Here is an 18,836-nt window from a genome sequence, read left to right on the forward strand (position 1 = left end):
CGCGGCAGCCCGGTGAAACAGCGGTCCGTCGCGACGGCGGACCGTCTCCCCAATGGCTCAGGAGAACAAGAATGTCACCCTATATTGCGGAGTTCGTGGGCACGGCCATGCTCGTGCTGCTAGGCGACGGCGCCGTCGCCAACGTGCTGCTCGCGCGCACCAAGGGCAAGGGCGCGGACCTCATCGTCATCGTGATGGGTTGGGCGATGGCGGTGTTCGTGGCCGTGTACATCACGGCGTCGTTCAGCGGCGCGCATCTGAATCCCGTCGTCACCGTGGCGCTCGCGCTCGCGGGCAAGTTCGCCTGGAGCAAGGTGCCCGGCTACGTGGCGGCGCAGATGCTGGGCGGCATGGCCGGCGCGCTGCTCGTGTGGCTCGCCTACCGGCAACACTTCGCGAAGGAAGCCGACCCCGACGTGAAGCTCGGCGTGTTCTGCACGGCACCCGCCATTCGCAGCGTGCCGCACAACTTCCTCACCGAAATGATCTGCACTTTCGTGCTGATTCTGGGCGTGCTGTATCTCGCCTCGCCGCAGGTGGGGCTCGGTGCGCTCGACGCGCTGCCGGTGGGTCTGCTGGTGCTTGGCATCGGCATCTCGCTAGGCGGGCCGACCGGCTACGCGATGAGCCCGGCGCGCGACCTGTCGCCGCGGCTCATGCACGCACTGCTGCCTATTCCCGGCAAGCGCGACAGCGACTGGCACTACGCGTGGATTCCCGTGGTGGGGCCGCTTGCAGGCGGTTCGATGGCGGCGTGGATCTACATGCACGCGCATTAACGGGCGCGCATCGCTGAGGGCCAAGGGCGGCGTTTGCGGCAAGACGCGCGCCGCCCGTGACGGCAGGACGGCCGCCCGTTTCCCGACATTCCCGACATTTCAGGATGGCTGAGCATTGGCTTGCAGCGCGAGGCCGCATGCGGGCCATGTGTGGACGTCGCGATGAAGACGCGCAGTCCGAAGGACGTATCATGGCGCCTTCCCATTCCCGCGCGCGCCACCGCCGGACGCGCTTCATCCGGTTTCCTGCATGATCGACCATCTCATCTGCGACTGCGACGGCGTGCTCGTCGACAGCGAAGTCATTGCCGACCGCGTGCTCGCCGAGACCCTCACCACCACCTTCCCCGGCATCGACTTCGGTCCCGTCGTGAAAACGGCGTTCGGCCAGCAGACCTCGCGCTTTCTGTCAAACGTCGCGAGCGAGTTCAACCTTCAGCTGCCGCCCGACTTTCTCGAGACGATCGAACATAACGTAGAGCGCGCGCTCGCGGAATCGCTGAGTCCCATCAACGGCGTGCGCGAGGCCTTGCAGCGCGTGCCGCTGCCCGCCGCCGTGGTGTCGAACAGCCGGCTTGCCCGCGTAAGCGCGTCGGTGCGGCGCGCGGGGCTCGCCAATATCTTCGGGCCGCGCGTGTTCAGCGCCGAGCAGGTGCCGCGGCCCAAGCCGTTCCCCGATATCTACCTGTACGCGGCGCAGCAGCTTGGCGTCGCGCCGGCGCGCTGTATCGTCGTGGAAGACAGCATCGCGGGGCTCAACGCGGCGCGTGCCGCGGGCATGAAGACCATCGCGTTCGTGGGCGCAAGCCACATTCCGCACGGCTACGCGGACGTGCTGCGCGAAATGGGCCTCACGCGGATCATCGAACACATGGACGCGCTGCCCGCACTGATCGAAAGCGGCGTGCGCGGCGAGTTCGGGGACGTGCAGTCCTGAGTGGGACTGCGAAGTGCGCCGGCGTGGCCGGCCAAGCAAGGCCGGCGCGCGGCGTCCGTAGGCCGGACGCCGCGCCGCCAACTCACACTACCCGGCCTTACGCCTCATCCGTACAACACTCGCGCGCGGCCGCAAGCGCCTCGCGAAACTGGACGAGTTCCGCAATCGTCAGCATCGGCAGACGATGCTGGGCGGCAAAGCGCTCCACCTCGGCGCCGCGCGCCATCGTGCCGTCGGCGTTCATCAACTCGCAGAGCACACCCGCCGGCTTGAGGCCAGCCAACACGGCCAGATCGACCGTGCCTTCGGTATGGCCGCGTCGCGCCAGCACCCCGCCAGGCGCCGCACGCAGCGGAAACACGTGGCCAGGGCGAGCGATGTCGGCCGGCTTCGCGTGGTCCGCAATGGCGGTGCGGATGGTCGTGAGCCGGTCCGCCGCCGAAACGCCCGTGGTCACGCCTTCGCGCGCCTCGATGGAAACCGTGAATGCCGTGCCGTGGCGGCTCTCGTTGTGCGCCACCATGGGCGGCAATTCGAGCGCGCGAACCTTCTCGTCCGGCAGGCACAGACACACGATGCCGCTGCATTCGCGGATCAGGAGCGCCATGGTTTCGACGCTGAGCCGCTCGGCGGCCACGACGAGATCCGCTTCGTTCTCGCGGTCGTCGTCGTCCTGAAGCACGACGGGGCGGCCATCGCGCATGGCCTGCAACGCGGCGGCAATGCGTGGCGGGATAGGTTCGGTGGCCAGCAACGGAAGATCGGCCGCGGCGTCGAGCGGACGCGCCGCATCGGTCTGGCCTTGAAGGCGGGTGGAGTCCCCGAAAGACAACGGAGAGTGGGACATGTGAAACGCTCCTCGCAAAAAGTTGGGCGAAAAACGTTTCAGGGCATTGCAAACAGACAAGCACCCGCACAGGCAAGCCGCAAGCGGCCAACCACAGCGCCCCGCAACGACACGGAACGCCATGCCGCACGCGCGCAGACGCGCGCCGGCAACGGCGGGCAGAGTGACCATCTGCACATCTTCTTCCATCCGGACTATGACCGTCGGCTCTGGCATCGCACCAGATCTGCTGACCCCGCCATGCCGCGGCACACAGGCCGCAGGCGTTCGTACTGACTAGCGGGCGCTCGCGGGCTTGCCGGCTTTGCCGTGAAGGCAGGCCGACCTACCGCCGGTGGGGAATTTCACCCCGCCCTGAAGACGCACTGATTGCCGGAAAATCCGGCGGGCAAAGCATACAACAGCCGCGCCAATGGCGCAGCGGACCTGCGCCGCGATGCCGCGCACGGCACCGCTCATCCCTCGTGCCGTGCCGCATCGGGCGAAGCGTCCCAGCGCGGCGGCGTTTCCGCGTTCACGGTGACGCGAAACGCACGCGCCTCCGTGTCGCCGGGATTGCGCAGGCTGTGCGGCTGGTCCGCATCGAACACGATGGCGTCGCCGGTTGCGAGCAACTGGCGCTGGTCGTGCACGCTGAGTTCGAGCGTCCCCACGCTCACCACCAGATTCACCAGCGTGCCCGGCGTGCGGCGCGTGCCGTACTCGGTATGCAGCGGCGCGATGCGCAGCTCGTGGAACTCGGCGGCAACGGGCTCGCCTTCGGGATAGAGCGCGCGTTCGGCATAGCCGCCGTCCGCGCTCACCAGGCGCCGCGCGCGACCGGCCGGCAGGTGTTCGAAACCGTTCACCGCGTGGCGGCGCAGGAACGCCGCGACCGAGACCTTCAGCGCCGCGGCAATCTTGCTCAGCACCTTGATGGACGGCACGCTGCGCGCCGATTCGATCTGCGCGAGCATCGCCCGCGAAACGCCGGACGCGCGAGCGAGTGCGTCGAGCGAAAGCTGGCGCTCGGCACGCAGCCGCGCAAGATTCACTCCGACGAGATGTTCCAGCAGATCGAACTGCCCTGCGTGGGCGTCGGGGGTTTCGTCGGCGGCAGCGCGGACGAGCGCAAGCGGGGAATGCATGATCGCCTCCTTTCCTTCGTTCTGCCGCGCATCCGGATCGCGCATGGATCGCGCACGGATCGGGCAGCTGAAACTCGAATGGAGGCTATCGTCGCATCGGCTTGTGCCCGCGCCAACGAAGTTATCTTCACACCGTTATCACTATCGCGGACGGCGGTTTCGGGAAAGCTTCGAATCGCTCGTCATAAGCGCTCGTTCGTTGCGGCGCGCCCGATGCGCCTCGCGTTCAGCACGCGTCTTCGCGTACCGTTACAGGCGCCGCACGACCAGCCGCTTGCCCGCGAACGCCGGATCGCTGCGCATCCAGACGCGCCGCGATCCACGTGACGAACAGCGCCGCGACAGAGACCGCCGCGGCCACCCACGGCAGCGCGTCGTAACCGAGGCCGTGCGAGATGGCGAGACCGCCCAGCCACGCGCCGCCCGCGTTGCCGACATTGAACGCGCCGATGTTCAGCGTCGATGCGAGGTTCGGTGCGGCGGCCGCATTTTCCACCACGCGCATCTGCAGCGGCGGCACCGTTGCGAACGCGGCCACGCCCCAGACGAACACGGTGACGGCGGCCGCAATCTGCGAATGGCTCGTCTTCGTGAACACCGCCATCACCACGGCGAGCATTGCGAGAATGCCCATGAGCGAGGGCATCAGCGCGCGGTCCGCGAGCTTGCCGCCCACCGTGTTGCCGAGCGTGAGCCCCGCGCCGAACAGCACGAGAATCAACGTCACGGCGCGCGGCGAGAAACCCGCGACGTTTTCGAGAATGGGCGTGATGTACGTGAACACGACGAACACGCCGCCGAAGCCCAGAATCGTCATGGCGAGCGCAAGCCACACCTGCGGCTCGCGCAGCACGCGCACCTCGTGGCCGAGTCCCGCGGGACCGGCGTCATGCCGGTTCGGCACGAGCGCCGTAATGCCCACGAGCGAGAGCACGCCCAGCACGCTCACGATCCAGAACGCCATGCGCCAGCCGAACTCCTGGCCAATGAAGGTGCCGAACGGCACGCCCAGCACGTTCGCGAGCGTAAGACCGGTGAACATCAACGCGATAGCGCTCGCGCGCTTTTCCTGCGCCACGAGCGAGGCGGCCACCACGGAGCCGATGCCGAAGAACGAGCCGTGCGCAAACGACGCCACGACGCGCGCCACCATCAGCAGCGAATAGTCCGACGCGACCGCGCAGAGCACATTGCCCGCGACGAACACGCCCATGAGCAGTTGCAGCGCGAGTTTGCGCGGCATGCGGCTCGTCACGACGGCAAGCAGCGGCGCACCCACGGCCACGCCCAGCGCGTAGCCCGTGACGAGCAGACCGGCCGACGGAATCGAGACCGAGAGATCGCGCGCCACGTCGGGCAACAGCCCCATGATGACGAACTCGGTGGTGCCGATGGCGAACGCGCTGATGGCGAGCGCCAGTAAGGGAATGGGCATGGAAATCTCCTGATCCGGTGCAAAAAGCCGACGCGCCGTGCGCGCAACGACCCGACAAGGCGCGCATTGTGGCTGCACCGCGTCAATTTGATAATCGGCCGGGAATCGAAAACATTTTCAAACAAAACCGAATAATAGGGATCGAGGAGGCAGCAGACTTCGCCGGCACCGGACGGGAAGAGGCGGAGGGTAAATCGGGGCGAATGGCAGGCTCGCGCCGGTCCTGTCGAGATTGCGGCATGCAGCGCCCCGCGCACCGCGCCAACGCCCTCCCCAAGCGGCTCGCGGGTCGCAAAGCGGAAACGGCGGCGGGCTATAATATGCAATTCCACCGCGCGCCCCAGCCGCCGCGGCGCGGCCCTTCCTTGCTCTTCCCGGCCTCGCCCGCACTCCGGCAATCATCATTCGAACAAGCCCGGCGCGAGGCTCTCCACCTTTTTGAACAACGCCCCCAGGTCAACCACTGCGAACGGCGAAACCCGATGACCAAGAAAGTTTATGTAAAGACCTTTGGCTGCCAGATGAACGAGTACGACTCCGACAAGATGGTCGACGTGCTCGGCGCCGCTGAAGGCCTCGTCAAGACCGACTCCCCCGAAGACGCGGACGTCATTCTCTTCAACACCTGTTCCGTGCGCGAAAAAGCGCAGGAAAAAGTCTTCTCCGATCTCGGCCGCGTGCGCGAACTCAAGGAAGCGAACCCCAGCCTGCTAATCGGCGTGGGCGGTTGCGTCGCGAGCCAGGAAGGCGCGGCGATCGTCGCGCGTGCGCCTTACGTCGATCTCGTGTTCGGCCCGCAGACGCTGCACCGCCTGCCGCAGATGATCGACGCCCGTCGCGCAAGCGGTCGTCCGCAGGTGGACATCACGTTCCCCGAAATCGAGAAGTTCGACCACCTGCCGCCCGCGCGCGTCGAAGGTCCGAGCGCGTTCGTCTCCATCATGGAAGGCTGCAGCAAGTACTGCAGCTACTGCGTGGTGCCGTACACGCGCGGCGAGGAAGTGTCACGGCCGCTCGACGACGTGCTGACCGAAATCGCCGGCCTCGCCGACCAGGGCGTGCGCGAGGTCACGCTGCTTGGCCAGAACGTGAACGCTTATCGTGGAAAATTCGGAGGAGCGCTGAGCGCCGGCTCACACGAAGTCGCAGACTTCGCCACGCTGATCGAATACGTGGCCGACGTGCCGGGCATCGAACGCATCCGCTATACGACGTCACATCCGAAAGAATTCACGCAGCGCCTGATCGACACCTACGCCAAGGTGCCCAAGCTCGTGAGCCACCTGCACCTGCCCGTGCAGCACGGCTCCGACCGCATCCTGATGGCGATGAAGCGCGGCTACACGGTGCTCGAATACAAGTCGGTAATCCGCCGCCTGCGTGCCATCCGGCCCGATCTGTCGCTCTCTACGGACATCATCGTCGGCTTTCCCGGCGAAACCGAAGCGGACTTCGAGAAGACCATGGCGCTCGTCGACGAGATGAGCTACGACACGAGCTTCTCGTTCATCTACAGCCCGCGGCCGGGCACCCCCGCGGCGAACCTGCACGACGACACGCCGCGCGAGGTCAAGCTGAAGCGCCTGCAGCACCTGCAGGCCACCATCGAGGAAAACGTGGCGCGCATCAGCGCGTCGATGGTCGGCAACGTGGAGCGCATTCTCGTGGAAGGACCGTCGCGCAAAGACCCGACCGAACTCGCGGGCCGCACCGAGAACAATCGCGTGGTCAACTTCCCGGCGCCCGTCGCCTCGCACGCGCGGCTGATCGGCCAGATGATCGACGTGAAAATCGGCCACGCGTACCCACATTCGCTGCGCGGGGAGTTGGTGCTGACGCACGATGAAGCCCACGACGAAACTCACGAGAAAGCCCACGACAAAGCGCATGGCGGCAAACCGGCCGCGGCGCATTGAACCTGCAGCGCCTGGCGCGCGCGTGTCCCGAACCGCTGCGCGCGCCCGCCACCGCCCGAATCCACGGCCGCTAACCGGCAGGAGTAGCCAAACACCTTGAAGACCACCCAGCAACTGGAATTCACCGCCCCGCGCGACGACAACGCCCGGCTCGCCAATCTCTGCGGGCCGCTCGACGAAAATCTGCGCCAGATCGAACAGGCGCTCGACGTGACGCTGTCGAGGCGCGGCCACCGCATCGCAATTCGCGGGCGCGGCGCGAAAGTCGCCATGGCTGCCCTCGAAAACTTCTACAACCGCGCGCGCGAGCCGCTATCCGTCGACGACATCCAGCTGGCGCTCGTCGAAGCCCGGCACCCGGCCACCACGGGCACGGGCACGAACGGCAACGAGGAACTGGACCCGCGTTTTCGCGGCGACCCCGACCATCCGTTCGACGAACCCGCACACGCCGACGGCGAGGCCGAAGAACCGGGACCTAAGCTCTACACGCGCCGCGCCGACCTGCGCGGCCGCACGCCGGCCCAGCGCGAATACCTCAAGCAGATCGTGTCGCACGACGTGACGTTCGGCGTGGGTCCGGCCGGCACGGGCAAGACCTATCTGGCCGTGGCCTGCGCCGTGGACGCGCTCGAACGCGACCAGGTCAAGCGCATCGTGCTGACGCGCCCGGCCGTCGAGGCGGGCGAGCGGCTCGGCTTTCTGCCCGGCGACCTCGCGCAGAAAGTGGACCCGTACCTGCGCCCGCTCTACGACGCGCTCTACGACCTGCTCGGCTTCGACAAGACCGCCAAGATGTTCGAGCGCCAGATGATCGAAATCGCGCCGCTCGCCTACATGCGCGGCCGCACGCTGAACCACGCGTTCATCATCCTCGACGAGGCGCAGAACACCACGCCCGAGCAGATGAAGATGTTCCTCACGCGCATCGGCTTCGGATCGAAGGCCGTGGTGACGGGCGACACGACGCAGATCGACCTGCCGCGCGCGCAGAAGAGCGGCCTCGTGGAAGCGCAGCAGGTGCTCGCGAACGTGCGAGGCATCGCGCTCACGCGCTTTACGAGCGCGGACGTAGTGCGCCATCCGCTCGTCGCGCGCATTGTCGAGGCCTACGACGAGCACGCGAAACAAGAAGAAGCATGACGCGCGCGCCCAAACTGAAACTGACGCTGCAATTTCCGGCCGCGAAGGCATTCCCGCAACACAAGGCGATGCTGCCGCGCGCCACGGTCGCGAACTGGGTCAAGGCGGCCCTGTTCGCGGACGCGGAACTCACCGTGCGCTTCGTCGACGCCGAGGAAGGCCGCACCTTGAACCGCACCTACCGCGGCAAGGACTACGCGACCAACGTGCTCACCTTCGCCTACGCGCAAAGCGAAGCGGACCCGGTGACGGGCGACCTCATCCTGTGCTGCCCGGTGGTCGAGCGTGAAGCCGCCGAGCAGGGCAAGCCGCTCGCCGCTCACTACGCGCATCTGCTGGTGCACGGCGCGCTCCACGCCCAGGGCTACGACCACGAAACCGACGACGAGGCCGAAGAGATGGAAGGCATTGAAACCGATATCATGAACTCCCTCGGTTTCCCCGATCCGTACCGCGCCGACTAACACGCCGCCTTCAAGTGAGCGCCCGCTATCTCTCGACACCGCTTGCCGCCGGGACGGCTTCCTGTCCTGACTATCCGCCGTCGCTCGGCGCCTCGCGCCTGCTCACGGACGACGAACTACGCGCCTCGCTCGACTGCACCTTGCAGCAATGGGACGGCCAAAGCGACCTGTGGCTGTTCGGCTATGGATCGCTGATCTGGAACCCGGGGCTGCCCACCGTGGAAAGCGTGCGCTCGCGCGTGCATGGCTACCATCGCGGGCTTTATCTGTGGTCGCGGGTGAACCGCGGCACGCCCGAGCAGCCGGGCCTCGTGCTCGCGCTCGACCGCGGCGGCTCGTGCCAGGGCATGGCGTTTCGACTGGCCGCCACGGGCGTGATGCCGCATCTCGAAGCACTGTGGCGACGCGAAATGCCGATGGGCTCGTATCGTCCGGCCTGGCTGCCGTGCAAGCTGGCCGACGGGCGCTTCGTGGAAGCGCTGGCCTTCGTGATGCGGCGCGACGTGCCCAGCTACACCGGCAAATTGTCCGACGAGACGGTTCGCACCGTGCTGGGATGCGCCTGCGGCCGCTACGGATCGACGCTCGACTACGTGCGGCGCACGGTCATTGCGCTGCGCGAAATCGGCATGCCGGACCGCGCGCTGGAAGCGTTGCTGCGGCGCTGCGCGGCGGACGCTCCGGCGTCGGCGCCTTGATGCGGTGCCCGAATCACCCCAGCAGCCACGGCCGGCAAGTGCGAGGGGGGCGAGGGGGGCGAAGGGGACGACGGGGCCACGCTCGCTTCGCGCTCGCGCCGAAATTTGTCCACCCGCAGCCGCGCGGGTTTCTGCGATAGCATTGAACGACGTTGCCCGCGCGCAGCGGCATCGGCCAGACGGTTCACGGCCACTCGGCAAGGCGCCGTGCCCAACCACGGCGGCCACGCCGGCAGCGCCCCTGGCCAACGCGCTGGCCGCCTGGCTACACGGTCGCGCCACACGCGTGGTGTATCCTTAACCCTCCGCAACAGCGCGCCCGGCATGGCGGGGCGCACCACCATGAACGACTCTTATCCCAGTCGACGACAAACCGGCAAACCTCACGAAAAGCGCTCGCTCCTCGAGCGACTGACCGACTTCATCTCGCCCGAGCCCGATTCCCGCGGCGAGCTTCTCGAGATTCTCCAGGACGCGCACGAACGCAACCTCATCGACGCGGATTCGCTCTCGATGATCGAAGGCGTGTTCCAGGTCTCCGAACTGTGCGCCCGCGACATCATGGTTCCGCGCGCGCAGATGGACGCGATCAACATCGCGGACAATCCCGACGAATTCATTCCATACGTGCTGGAAAAGGCGCACTCGCGCTATCCGGTCTACGAAGGCAATCGCGACAACGTGATCGGCGTGCTGCTCGCGAAAGACCTGCTGCGCTACTACGCCGAAGAAGAGTTCGACGTGCGCGGCATGCTGCGCCCCGCGGTGTTCATTCCGGAGTCGAAGCGCCTCAACGTGCTGCTGCGCGACTTCCGCATGAACCGCAACCACATCGCCATCGTCGTGGACGAGTACGGCGGCGTAGCCGGCCTCATCACGATCGAAGACGTGCTCGAACAGATCGTGGGCGATATTGAAGACGAATACGACTTCGACGAGGAAAGCGGCAACATCATCGAATCACCCGACGGGCGTTTTCGCGTGCGCGCGCTTACCGAAATCGGCCAGTTCAACGAGGTCTTCGGCACGCATTTCCCCGACGAGGAAGTGGACACCATCGGCGGGCTCGTCACGCACCACTTCGGGCACGTGCCGCATCGCGGCGAAAAAGTGCGTATCGACGATCTGATCTTCGAAGTGCTGCGCGCCGACGCACGGCAACTCCACATGCTGCTGGTACGTCGCGACGCGATGGCCGGCCAGCGCGAGGCGGCGCTGCAACCGCCGGGGACCTGAAGCCGGCGCCCTGACGGGGCCACGGTGCTCCCTCCGGACCACCGGGCAGGCTGACTCGGCAGACATCCGGCCGCAACCCGGCCGCAACCCGGCCAAACCCGCCAGATAACGCAGCGCTTCGCTCCAACGCCACACACCTCGCCGATACCCCGGATAGCCGCGGCGCGACTCGCGGCACATCCCGCGTCCCGCCCCCGACATGCGGCGTGGCGCGAACCTCGCCAAGCCGCATCGCGTCACAACCTTATGCAACAATCGCTCGCCGGCCATCGGCCGCGCCCCGAGCACTTACACGAGCCACACTGGCACTCACTGAATTCGACCATGGCCGACCCTATTTCCTCGCGGCTGCGTTCCGGCGCGGCGCCCACCGCCCCTGATACCGCCGAATCGGCAGGCGGTCGCGCCCTGCCGCGCTGGCATTACCTCGCCGCCCTCGCAGCCGGAGCCGCCAACACACTTTCATTCGCGCCCACGCCGCACGGCGGCTGGCTCGAAATCGCAATCTTCGCGTTCTTCTATTTCTGGCTCACGCGCACCACGGGCTGGAAGAGCGCCGCCCTCACCGGCTGGGCCTTCGGCTTCGGCAACCTCGTGACCGGCGTGTGGTGGCTCTACGTCAGCATGCATTTCTACGGCGGCATGCCGGCGCCACTTGCAGGCGCGGCGCTCGTGCTGTTCTCGCTGTACCTCGGCGTCTATCCCGCGCTCGCGGCCGGTATCTGGTCGTTCTGCGCCGGCCACGCGAACAACGGCAAAGCGGGCGACCGGCCGTTTTCGCCGACATGGCACGGCGCGTTCGCCTTCGCCAGCGCCTGGGCGCTCGGTGAGTGGCTGCGCGGCACGGTGTTCACGGGCTTTCCGTGGCTCGCGAGCGGCTACGCGCAGGTGGACGGACCGCTCGCCGGATTCGCGCCGGTGGTCGGCGTGTACGGCGTGGGCTGGATGCTGGCGCTCGTGGCCGCGCTGATCGTGCAGGCCGTCACGCGCGCCGCGCAGTCGGGCCGTTCGTCCGCAAGCGGCAAGACGAATGGCGTGAGCGGCGCGCCTGCGTCGCTTGACACAGCAAAGCCCGCTGCTGGCGTGGCCGTATCGGGCGGCATCGCGGTCGCGCTCGTCGCCGCCGGCACGGCGCTCCCGTTTGTCACGTGGACCGTGCCCGCCAACGCACCGCTGCACGTGCGGCTGCTGCAAGGCAACGTCAAGCAGGACATGAAATTCGAAGAAGCGGGCGTACTGCAGGCCATCAACGAATACCAGCAGATGATCACCGCGAAACCGGCCGACCTCGTCGTGACGCCCGAAACCGCGATTCCCGTGCTCGTGCAGCAGGTGCCCGACCGCTTCGCCGCGGCGGTCCGCCAGTTCGCGGACTCCACGGGCACGGCGATCCTGTTCGGGGCGATCGGCGGTACGGTCACGCCTGATGGACGCATCGTCGACTACACGAACAGCCTCTACGGCATCACGCCGGGCTCGCGCGAGCTGTACCGCTACGACAAGCATCACCTCGTGCCATTCGGCGAGTTCGTGCCCTGGGGCTTCCGCTGGTTCGTGAACCTCATGAACATTCCGCTGGGCGACTTCGCGCGCGGCACGCCGGTGCAGCAGCCGTTTGTCGTGCACAACCAGCCCGTGGCCGTCGACATCTGTTACGAAGACATCTTCGGCGAAGAGATTGCGCGCAGCATTCGCGACAGCGCGACGCCCGCGGGCGTGCTCGTCAACACGACCAATCTGGCGTGGTTCGGCAACACCATCGCGCTCGACCAGCATCTGCAGATTGCCCGCATGCGCTCGCTCGAAACCGGGCGGCCGATGCTGCGCGCCACCAACACGGGCGCGACCGCCGCCATCGACGCCCGCGGCCGCGTGATCGCCCGCCTGCCCACCTTCACCGAAGGCACGCTCGACGTCGACGTGCAAGGCACCTCGGGCTTCACGCCCTACGTGACGAGCGGCAACAACACGGTACTCGCGGTGTCGCTGCTGTTGCTCGCGTTCGGGTTTGCGTTTGGGCCGGGGCGGCGGACGTCGAGGAAAAAGTAAGGGGCGACGGCGGCACGACGCCGCGAATCGGACACGAGGGCGTTTGCCCTCGTGAGTCGCCCGAGCGAATCAGCCAGGCGGCCTACCCCGCTGGAAGTCTCAACCCACCGCCAATCCGGTAAAATTCAACGTTTTAGCCCCCGGCCGCATACCAGCCGGCTCGCGCTGCGGAGGGTCCGCACGGCGCCGGGCCGCGGGGCGCCATCTGCCCGAAAGGCACTTCATGCTCACGTTTCAGCAAATCATCCTGACGCTGCAGTCCTACTGGGACAAGCAGGGCTGCGCGCTGCTCCAGCCCATCGACATGGAAGTCGGCGCGGGCACCTCGCACGTCCATACCTTCCTGCGCGCAATCGGTCCCGAGCCGTGGCGCGCCGCCTACGTGCAGCCGTCGCGCCGTCCGAAAGACGGCCGTTACGGCGAAAACCCGAACCGCCTGCAGCACTACTACCAGTACCAGGCGGTGCTGAAGCCGGCGCCGGAAAACATCCTCGATCTCTATCTCGGCTCGCTCGAAGCGCTCGGCTTCGACCTGAAACAGAACGACGTGCGCTTCGTGGAAGACGACTGGGAAAACCCCACGCTCGGCGCCTGGGGCCTCGGCTGGGAGGTCTGGCTCAACGGCATGGAAGTGACGCAGTTCACGTACTTCCAGCAGGTGGGCGGCATCGACTGCAAGCCGGTGCTGGGCGAAATCACCTACGGCCTGGAGCGCCTCGCCATGTATCTGCAGAAGGTCGAGAACGTCTACGACCTCGTGTGGACCGAGTGGGAAGAGCCGGGCCCGAACGGCCCCGAGGTGCGCCGCCTCACCTACGGCGACGTCTATCACCAGAACGAGGTCGAACAGTCGAAGTACAACTTCGAGCACGCGAACGTCGACCTGCTCTTCACGTTCTTCAACAGCTACGAAGCGGAAGCGAAGCGGATGATGGACAACGCGCTCCCGCTGCCCGCCTACGAACTCGTGCTCAAGGCCGGCCACACGTTCAACCTGCTCGATGCGCGCGGCGCCATTTCGGTCACGGAGCGTGCTGCTTACATCGGCCGCATTCGTGCGCTCTCGCGGCTCGTGGCGCAGGCGTATTACGACTCGCGCGAACGGCTCGGCTTCCCGATGCTCGGCAATCCCGTGCACGGCGTGCCCGGCCTCACGACCGATGCACAAGACGCCGCAATGCCCGCCTGGGCGCCGCCGCTGAAAGTCGAACGCAAGTTCGACGAGGAATGACGGGACCAAGAACTCCATGACACACGCTCACCAAGCTACCCTGCTCGTCGAACTGCTGACCGAAGAGCTGCCGCCGAAGGCCCTCGCGCGCCTTGGCGACGCGTTCGCCGAAGGCATTGCGCAGCGCCTCGCCGCGCGCGACCTGATCGAAGGCGAACTGTCGTTCGAACGCTATGCCACGCCGCGGCGCCTCGCCGTCGTCGTGAAGAACGTGCGCAGCGTCGCGCCAGAAAAGCGCGTGCGCGAGAAAGTGCTGCCCGTCTCCGTCGCGCTCGATGCGAACGGCCAGCCCACCGCGCCGCTCGCGAAGAAGCTCGCGGCGCTCGGCTTTCCCGACTTCCCCGTCGCGGAACTCGAACGCGCCACGGACGGCAAAAACGAAGCGTTCTTCCTCAACTACTCGGCCCCGGGCGCGACGCTCGCCGAAGGGCTGCAAGCCGTGCTGGACGAAGCGCTCGCCATCTCGAAGCTGCCCATTCCGAAGGTCATGACGTACCAGCGCCCGGACGGCAGCAACATCCAGTTCGTGCGGCCGGTGCATCGGCTCACCGTGCTGCACGGCGCGGAGGTCGTGCCCGTCAGCGCATTCGGTGTGGACGCAGGCGACACCACGCGCGGCCACCGCTTCCTCTCGGAAGGGCTCATCGCCATTCCGAACGCGGACGCCTACGCGCAAACGCTGCTGCACAAGGGTCACGTCGTGGCGAGCTTCGCGGACCGCAAGGAAACCATCCGCACGCACCTGCTCGCGCAGGCAAACGGCGACCAGGTGGTGATGCCCGAAGCGCTGCTCGACGAAGTGACGGCGCTCGTCGAATGGCCGGTGGTGTACGCCTGCCGCTTCGAGGACGAATTCCTGCAGGTGCCGCAGGAATGCCTGATCCTCACCATGCAGACGAACCAGAAATACTTCGCGCTCACCGACGCCGCGGGCAAGCTGCGCTCGCGCTTTCTCATCGTCTCGAACATCGAAACGAAGACGCCGGGCGACATCGTGGAAGGCAACGAGCGCGTGGTGCGTCCGCGCCTGGCCGACGCCAAGTTCTTCTTCGAGCACGACAAGAAGAAGCGCCTTTCGGACCGCGTTCCGCTACTCGCGAACGTCGTGTATCACAACAAGCTCGGCTCGCAGCTGCAGCGCGTGGAGCGGCTGGAAGGCCTTGCCGGCACGATCGCGCAGATGATGGGCGCCGACATCGCGCTCGCCACGCTCGGCGCGCGGCTCGCCAAGGCGGACCTGCTCACCGACATGGTGGGCGAGTTCCCCGAGCTGCAAGGCACGATGGGCACGTACTACGCGCGCCACGACGGCGAGCCGGAAGAAGTGGCGCTTGCGTGCAGCGAGCACTACCAGCCGCGCTTCTCCGGCGACGCGCTGCCCGCCACCACCACGGGCACCGTGGTCGCGCTTGCGGACAAGCTCGAAACGCTCGTGGGCATCTGGGGCATCGGGCTTCAGCCCACGGGCGAGAAAGACCCGTTCGCGCTGCGCCGTCACGCGCTCGGCGTGCTGCGCATTCTCGTGGAAAAGCAGTTGCCGCTCGATATCGTCGCGCTGCTGCGCGCCGCTTACGCGCAGTTCGCCGCGGTACCGAACGTAGCCGATTCGACGGACGCCCTCTACGCGTTCTTCATGGACCGCCTGCGCGGCCTGCTGCGCGAGCGCGGCTACGCGGCGAGCGAAATCGACGCCGTGCTGGCGCTCAACCCCACGCGGCTCGACGACGTCGTCGCGCGCCTCGATGCGGTGCGCGAATTCGCGGCACTGGCCGAAGCGGCATCGCTTGCAGCGGCGAACAAGCGCATCTCGAACATCTTGAAGAAGTCCGAAAGCGGCGCAACCGGTGGCGTGCAAACCGCGCTCCTCGTGGAAGCTGCGGAAAAGGCGTTGCACGCGCAGCTCGAACAGGTGGCCCCGCGCGTACAGTCGCAGCTGGCCGAGCGGCAGTACACGGGCGCGCTCACCGCGCTTGCCGCGCTGCGCGAGCCGGTGGACACGTTCTTCAACGACGTCATGGTGAACGCCGAAGACGCGGCGCTGCGCGCGAATCGCCTCGCCCTGCTCGGCGCGCTGCACCAGCAGATGAACTGCGTGGCAGACATTTCGCGGCTCGCCGCCTGAGCTCGCCATGCCGACCAGTGCCAGCAGAAAGCTCGTCATTCTCGACCGCGACGGCGTGATCAACCTCGACTCGGACGCCTTCATCAAGTCGCCCGACGAATGGGTCGCCATTCCGGGCAGCCTCGAAGCCATCGCGCGCCTGAATCAGGCGGGCTATCGCGTGGCAGTGGCGTCGAACCAGTCGGGCATCGGCCGCGGCCTCTTCGACATGGCGGCGCTCAACGCGATGCATCTCAAGATGCACCGCATGGCCGCCGCGGTGGGCGGCCGTATCGACGCCGTATTCTTCTGCCCGCACACGGCCGAAGACCAGTGCGAATGCCGCAAGCCAAAGCCGGGCATGCTGAAGATGATTGCCGAGCGCTTCGAGATCAGCCCGGAAGACACGCCGGTGGTCGGCGACGCGCTGCGCGACCTGCAGGCCGGCGCCGTACTCGGCTTTCAGCTGCATCTCGTGCGCACCGGCAAGGGTACGAAGACGCTCGCCAGTGGGGGGCTGCCCGAAGGCACGAAGGTCCATGACGACCTGCGCGCCTTCGCGCTCGACTTTCTTTCGAGCCGACACGAGTAACGCCGTCAGCGCCGCGCTAGCCGCTTGCGGTTTGCCAGTGGAAGCTGGACGCCTGTTTGCAGGATCACACCCATGCTTTTTGTCCGTTCCCTGTTGCTGCTCGTGTACTTCGCCGTGTTCACGGTGCCGTACGCGACCGCCTGCTTCATCGCCTTTCCGTTCATGCGCGCCGACCGGCGCTACTGGATGGCCGTGGGCTGGTGCCGTACGACGATCTTCGTCACGCGCTGGCTCAACGGCATCCGCTATCGCGTGCAGGGCATGGAAAACCTGCCGGACGGCCCGGCGGTGCTGCTTTCAAAGCACCAGTCCGCATGGGAGACGGTTGCGTTTCCCGCCGTGATGCCGCGGCCGCTCTGCTACGTGTTCAAGCGCGAACTGCTCTACGTGCCGTTCTTCGGCTGGGCGCTGGGCATGCTGAAGATGGTTCACATCGATCGCAAGGAAGGCAAGCACGCGTTCGATTCCGTCACGCGCCAGGGCAAGCAGCGGATGAGCGAAGGCGCGTGGGTGATCATGTTCCCCGAAGGCACGCGCACGCCGGTGGGCAAGCAGGGCAAGTACAAGACCGGCGGCGCGCGCTTTGCGATTGCGACCGGCGCGCCCGTGGTGCCCATCGCGCACAACGCAGGGCGCGTGTGGCCTCGCAACTCGTTTTATAAATATCCGGGTATAGTCACGGTGTCGATCGGCCAACCCATTGATACTGCAGGACTAACGGCCGACGAAGTGAATACGCGCCTGGAAGCATGGATCGAAGCCGAGATGCGCCGCATCGACCCTGCCGCGTACAACGTGACGGATGCTTCGCCCGCCACCACTGCCCGGATCTGACGCGCCCCCTGTGCGTTCGCGCCTCGCCGCGGGGCGCGCATGACGCGCAAATTGCGAGCGTTTCGCCCAAGCCGAATTCGATGCACAAGCCTCCCAGGCCGCGGCACGCCGCGGCGCTCGACAGCCGGCAACTCGACCTGCCGCTCTTTCCCGAGCCGGTTCAGGTGCCGCTCACGCCGCAGTCGCTTGCGCCGCTCACGTCGGTCAAGCCGCTCGCGCCAACGTCCCCTGCCTCTGCCCTTGACCCGTTGACGCCAGCACCGGCTACACCGCCGCGCGCGCCGGACGGCACGAAGCTGCGCGCGCTCACGCTCGGGGCGAAGACGCTGCACTACCGGCTCAAGCGCTCCTCGCGCCGCTCCATCGGCTTCACGATCGACGGCACGGGGCTCACCATCACGGCGCCGCGCTGGGTGACGCTCGCGGACATCGAAGCGGCCATCGCAGGCAAGGAACGCTGGATTTTCGCGAAGCTCTCGGAATGGCAGACCCGCACGGAACAGCGCGCGCTGCCTCAGGTGGAATGGAAAGACGGCGCCGAGGTGCCCTATCTCGGCAAGCCTGTCAGCGTGACGCTCGCCGCGCCGCACGGCACGCTCGCATTCGATGAAGCGGCGAGAGCGCTCGCACTGCCGCTGCCGCTGCACGCGGACCCGCAGCAGATCAAAGACCGCGTGCAGGGCTGGCTGCAGAACGAGGCGAAGCGGCTCTTCGGCGAGCGGCTCGAGGTCTATGCGGACAAACTGGGGGTGACGTACCGCGCGTATGCGCTGTCGTCGGCGGCGACGCGCTGGGGCAGTTGCTCGAGCGACGGACGCATCCGCCTCAACTGGCGGCTCATCCACTTCCCGCTCTCGGTCATCGACTACGTCGTCGCGCACGAACTCTCGCATCTGCGCGAGATGAACCACAGCCCGCGCTTCTGGCAGACCGTGGAGTCGATCTTTCCCGAGTTCCGCGAAGCGCGGGAGGCGCTGCGCCAGCACCCGCCCGAGCTGCTGCCGGTGATGTGAGTTACTTCTTTTTCTGGATGAACTCGATCTTGTAGCCGTCCGGGTCCGTGACGAACGCGATCACGGTCGTGCCGTGCTTCATCGGACCCGCTTCGCGCACCACCGTGCCGCCCTGCGCCTTGATCTTCTCGCACGCGGCGTAGGCGTCTTCCACTTCAACGGCGAGGTGGCCAAAGCCGCCGCCCAGATCGTACGACCCGGTGTCCCAGTTGTGGGTTAATTCGATGACGGTGCCGTCGCGTTCATCGGTGTAGCCGACGAACGCGAGCGTGAATTGGCCTTCGGGATAATCTTCGCGGCGCAGCAGTTTCATGCCGAGCAGCTCTGTGTAGAACTTGATCGAGCGGTCGAGATTGCCGACCCGGATCATCGTGTGCAGCAAGCGCATCGCGTACTCCGTTTTGCCTTCGTGAAAACGCGCAGGTTACCAAAAA

Annotated in this window: 17 protein-coding genes and 1 riboswitch; of the genes, 13 read left to right on the top strand and 4 right to left on the bottom strand. The window is 66.7% G+C overall.

Annotated elements, in window-relative coordinates; all coding sequences use genetic code 11:
• Positions 1–71 precede the first annotated feature (71 nt).
• Together PKKP23_RS15845 and PKKP23_RS15850 are read left to right on the top strand one after the other, a co-directional pair.
• Positions 72–779, top strand: a complete 708-nt coding sequence (locus PKKP23_RS15845; RefSeq protein ID WP_126877609.1) for an MIP/aquaporin family protein — start codon at positions 72–74, stop codon at positions 777–779.
• A gap of 250 nt (positions 780–1,029) precedes the next feature.
• Positions 1,030–1,716, top strand: a complete 687-nt coding sequence (locus PKKP23_RS15850) for an HAD family hydrolase (RefSeq protein WP_126877610.1) — start codon at positions 1,030–1,032, stop codon at positions 1,714–1,716.
• Between the two features lie 97 nt (positions 1,717–1,813).
• Here the strand turns inward: PKKP23_RS15850 and ribB are convergent, their stop codons facing one another.
• The 3 genes from ribB to PKKP23_RS15865 all read right to left on the bottom strand — a co-directional run bounded on the left by ribB (position 1,814) and on the right by PKKP23_RS15865 (position 5,125).
• Positions 1,814–2,563: a 3,4-dihydroxy-2-butanone-4-phosphate synthase gene (gene ribB, locus PKKP23_RS15855; RefSeq protein ID WP_240659034.1), complete on the bottom strand. Its 750-nt coding sequence runs from the start codon at positions 2,561–2,563 to the stop codon at positions 1,814–1,816.
• Positions 2,564–2,736: 173 nt separating this feature from the next.
• Positions 2,737–2,929, bottom strand: a riboswitch (FMN riboswitch).
• A gap of 89 nt (positions 2,930–3,018) precedes the next feature.
• Positions 3,019–3,690, bottom strand: coding sequence for a helix-turn-helix domain-containing protein (locus tag PKKP23_RS15860; protein WP_126877611.1), 672 nt, complete (start codon positions 3,688–3,690; stop codon positions 3,019–3,021).
• Between the two features lie 226 nt (positions 3,691–3,916).
• Positions 3,917–5,125, bottom strand: a complete 1,209-nt coding sequence (locus PKKP23_RS15865; RefSeq protein WP_126877612.1) for an MFS transporter — start codon at positions 5,123–5,125, stop codon at positions 3,917–3,919.
• 482 nt (positions 5,126–5,607) lie between these two features.
• On the opposite strand from PKKP23_RS15865, the gene miaB reads away from it, so the two are divergent.
• From miaB to PKKP23_RS15920, 11 genes are all read left to right on the top strand, one after another.
• Positions 5,608–7,041: a tRNA (N6-isopentenyl adenosine(37)-C2)-methylthiotransferase MiaB gene (gene miaB, locus PKKP23_RS15870; RefSeq protein ID WP_126877613.1), complete on the top strand. Its 1,434-nt coding sequence runs from the start codon at positions 5,608–5,610 to the stop codon at positions 7,039–7,041.
• Positions 7,042–7,137: 96 nt separating this feature from the next.
• Entirely contained in the window at positions 7,138–8,184 is a 1,047-nt protein-coding gene (locus PKKP23_RS15875; protein ID WP_126877614.1) for a PhoH family protein, read from the top strand.
• A complete protein-coding gene (gene ybeY, locus PKKP23_RS15880) occupies positions 8,181–8,648 on the top strand; it encodes an rRNA maturation RNase YbeY (protein ID WP_017772727.1) in 468 nt (155 codons plus the stop codon). Before PKKP23_RS15875 ends, ybeY begins: the two co-directional genes overlap by 4 nt.
• A gap of 14 nt (positions 8,649–8,662) precedes the next feature.
• Positions 8,663–9,346, top strand: a complete 684-nt coding sequence (locus PKKP23_RS15885) for a gamma-glutamylcyclotransferase (protein WP_126877615.1) — start codon at positions 8,663–8,665, stop codon at positions 9,344–9,346.
• A 342-nt stretch (positions 9,347–9,688) separates the two neighbouring features.
• Positions 9,689–10,582 (top strand): HlyC/CorC family transporter, encoded by an 894-nt coding sequence (locus PKKP23_RS15890; protein ID WP_026121025.1) that lies wholly within the window; start codon positions 9,689–9,691, stop codon positions 10,580–10,582.
• A gap of 324 nt (positions 10,583–10,906) precedes the next feature.
• The gene (lnt, locus tag PKKP23_RS15895; RefSeq protein WP_126877616.1) at positions 10,907–12,631 is read left to right on the top strand and encodes an apolipoprotein N-acyltransferase; all 1,725 of its coding nucleotides are present in this window, start codon (positions 10,907–10,909) and stop codon (positions 12,629–12,631) included.
• A gap of 223 nt (positions 12,632–12,854) precedes the next feature.
• Positions 12,855–13,862, top strand: a complete 1,008-nt coding sequence (gene glyQ, locus PKKP23_RS15900; protein WP_081884822.1) for a glycine--tRNA ligase subunit alpha — start codon at positions 12,855–12,857, stop codon at positions 13,860–13,862.
• Between the two features lie 16 nt (positions 13,863–13,878).
• A complete protein-coding gene (glyS, locus tag PKKP23_RS15905; RefSeq protein ID WP_126877617.1) occupies positions 13,879–15,984 on the top strand; it encodes a glycine--tRNA ligase subunit beta in 2,106 nt (701 codons plus the stop codon).
• 7 nt (positions 15,985–15,991) lie between these two features.
• A complete protein-coding gene (gmhB, locus tag PKKP23_RS15910; protein ID WP_017772721.1) occupies positions 15,992–16,555 on the top strand; it encodes a D-glycero-beta-D-manno-heptose 1,7-bisphosphate 7-phosphatase in 564 nt (187 codons plus the stop codon).
• Between the two features lie 72 nt (positions 16,556–16,627).
• Entirely contained in the window at positions 16,628–17,389 is a 762-nt protein-coding gene (locus tag PKKP23_RS15915; protein WP_126877618.1) for a lysophospholipid acyltransferase family protein, read from the top strand.
• 80 nt (positions 17,390–17,469) lie between these two features.
• Complete coding sequence (locus PKKP23_RS15920) at positions 17,470–18,402, top strand: M48 family metallopeptidase (protein WP_126877619.1); 933 nt, start codon at positions 17,470–17,472, stop codon at positions 18,400–18,402.
• A gap of 1 nt (position 18,403) precedes the next feature.
• Here PKKP23_RS15920 and gloA read toward each other — a convergent pair whose 3' ends face one another.
• Entirely contained in the window at positions 18,404–18,790 is a 387-nt protein-coding gene (gloA, locus tag PKKP23_RS15925; protein WP_126877620.1) for a lactoylglutathione lyase, read from the bottom strand.
• Positions 18,791–18,836: the final 46 nt, after the last annotated feature.

The organism is Paraburkholderia kururiensis JCM 10599 = LMG 19447 (assembly GCF_003986935.1).
Classification (GTDB): Bacteria; Pseudomonadota; Gammaproteobacteria; order Burkholderiales; family Burkholderiaceae; genus Paraburkholderia; species Paraburkholderia kururiensis.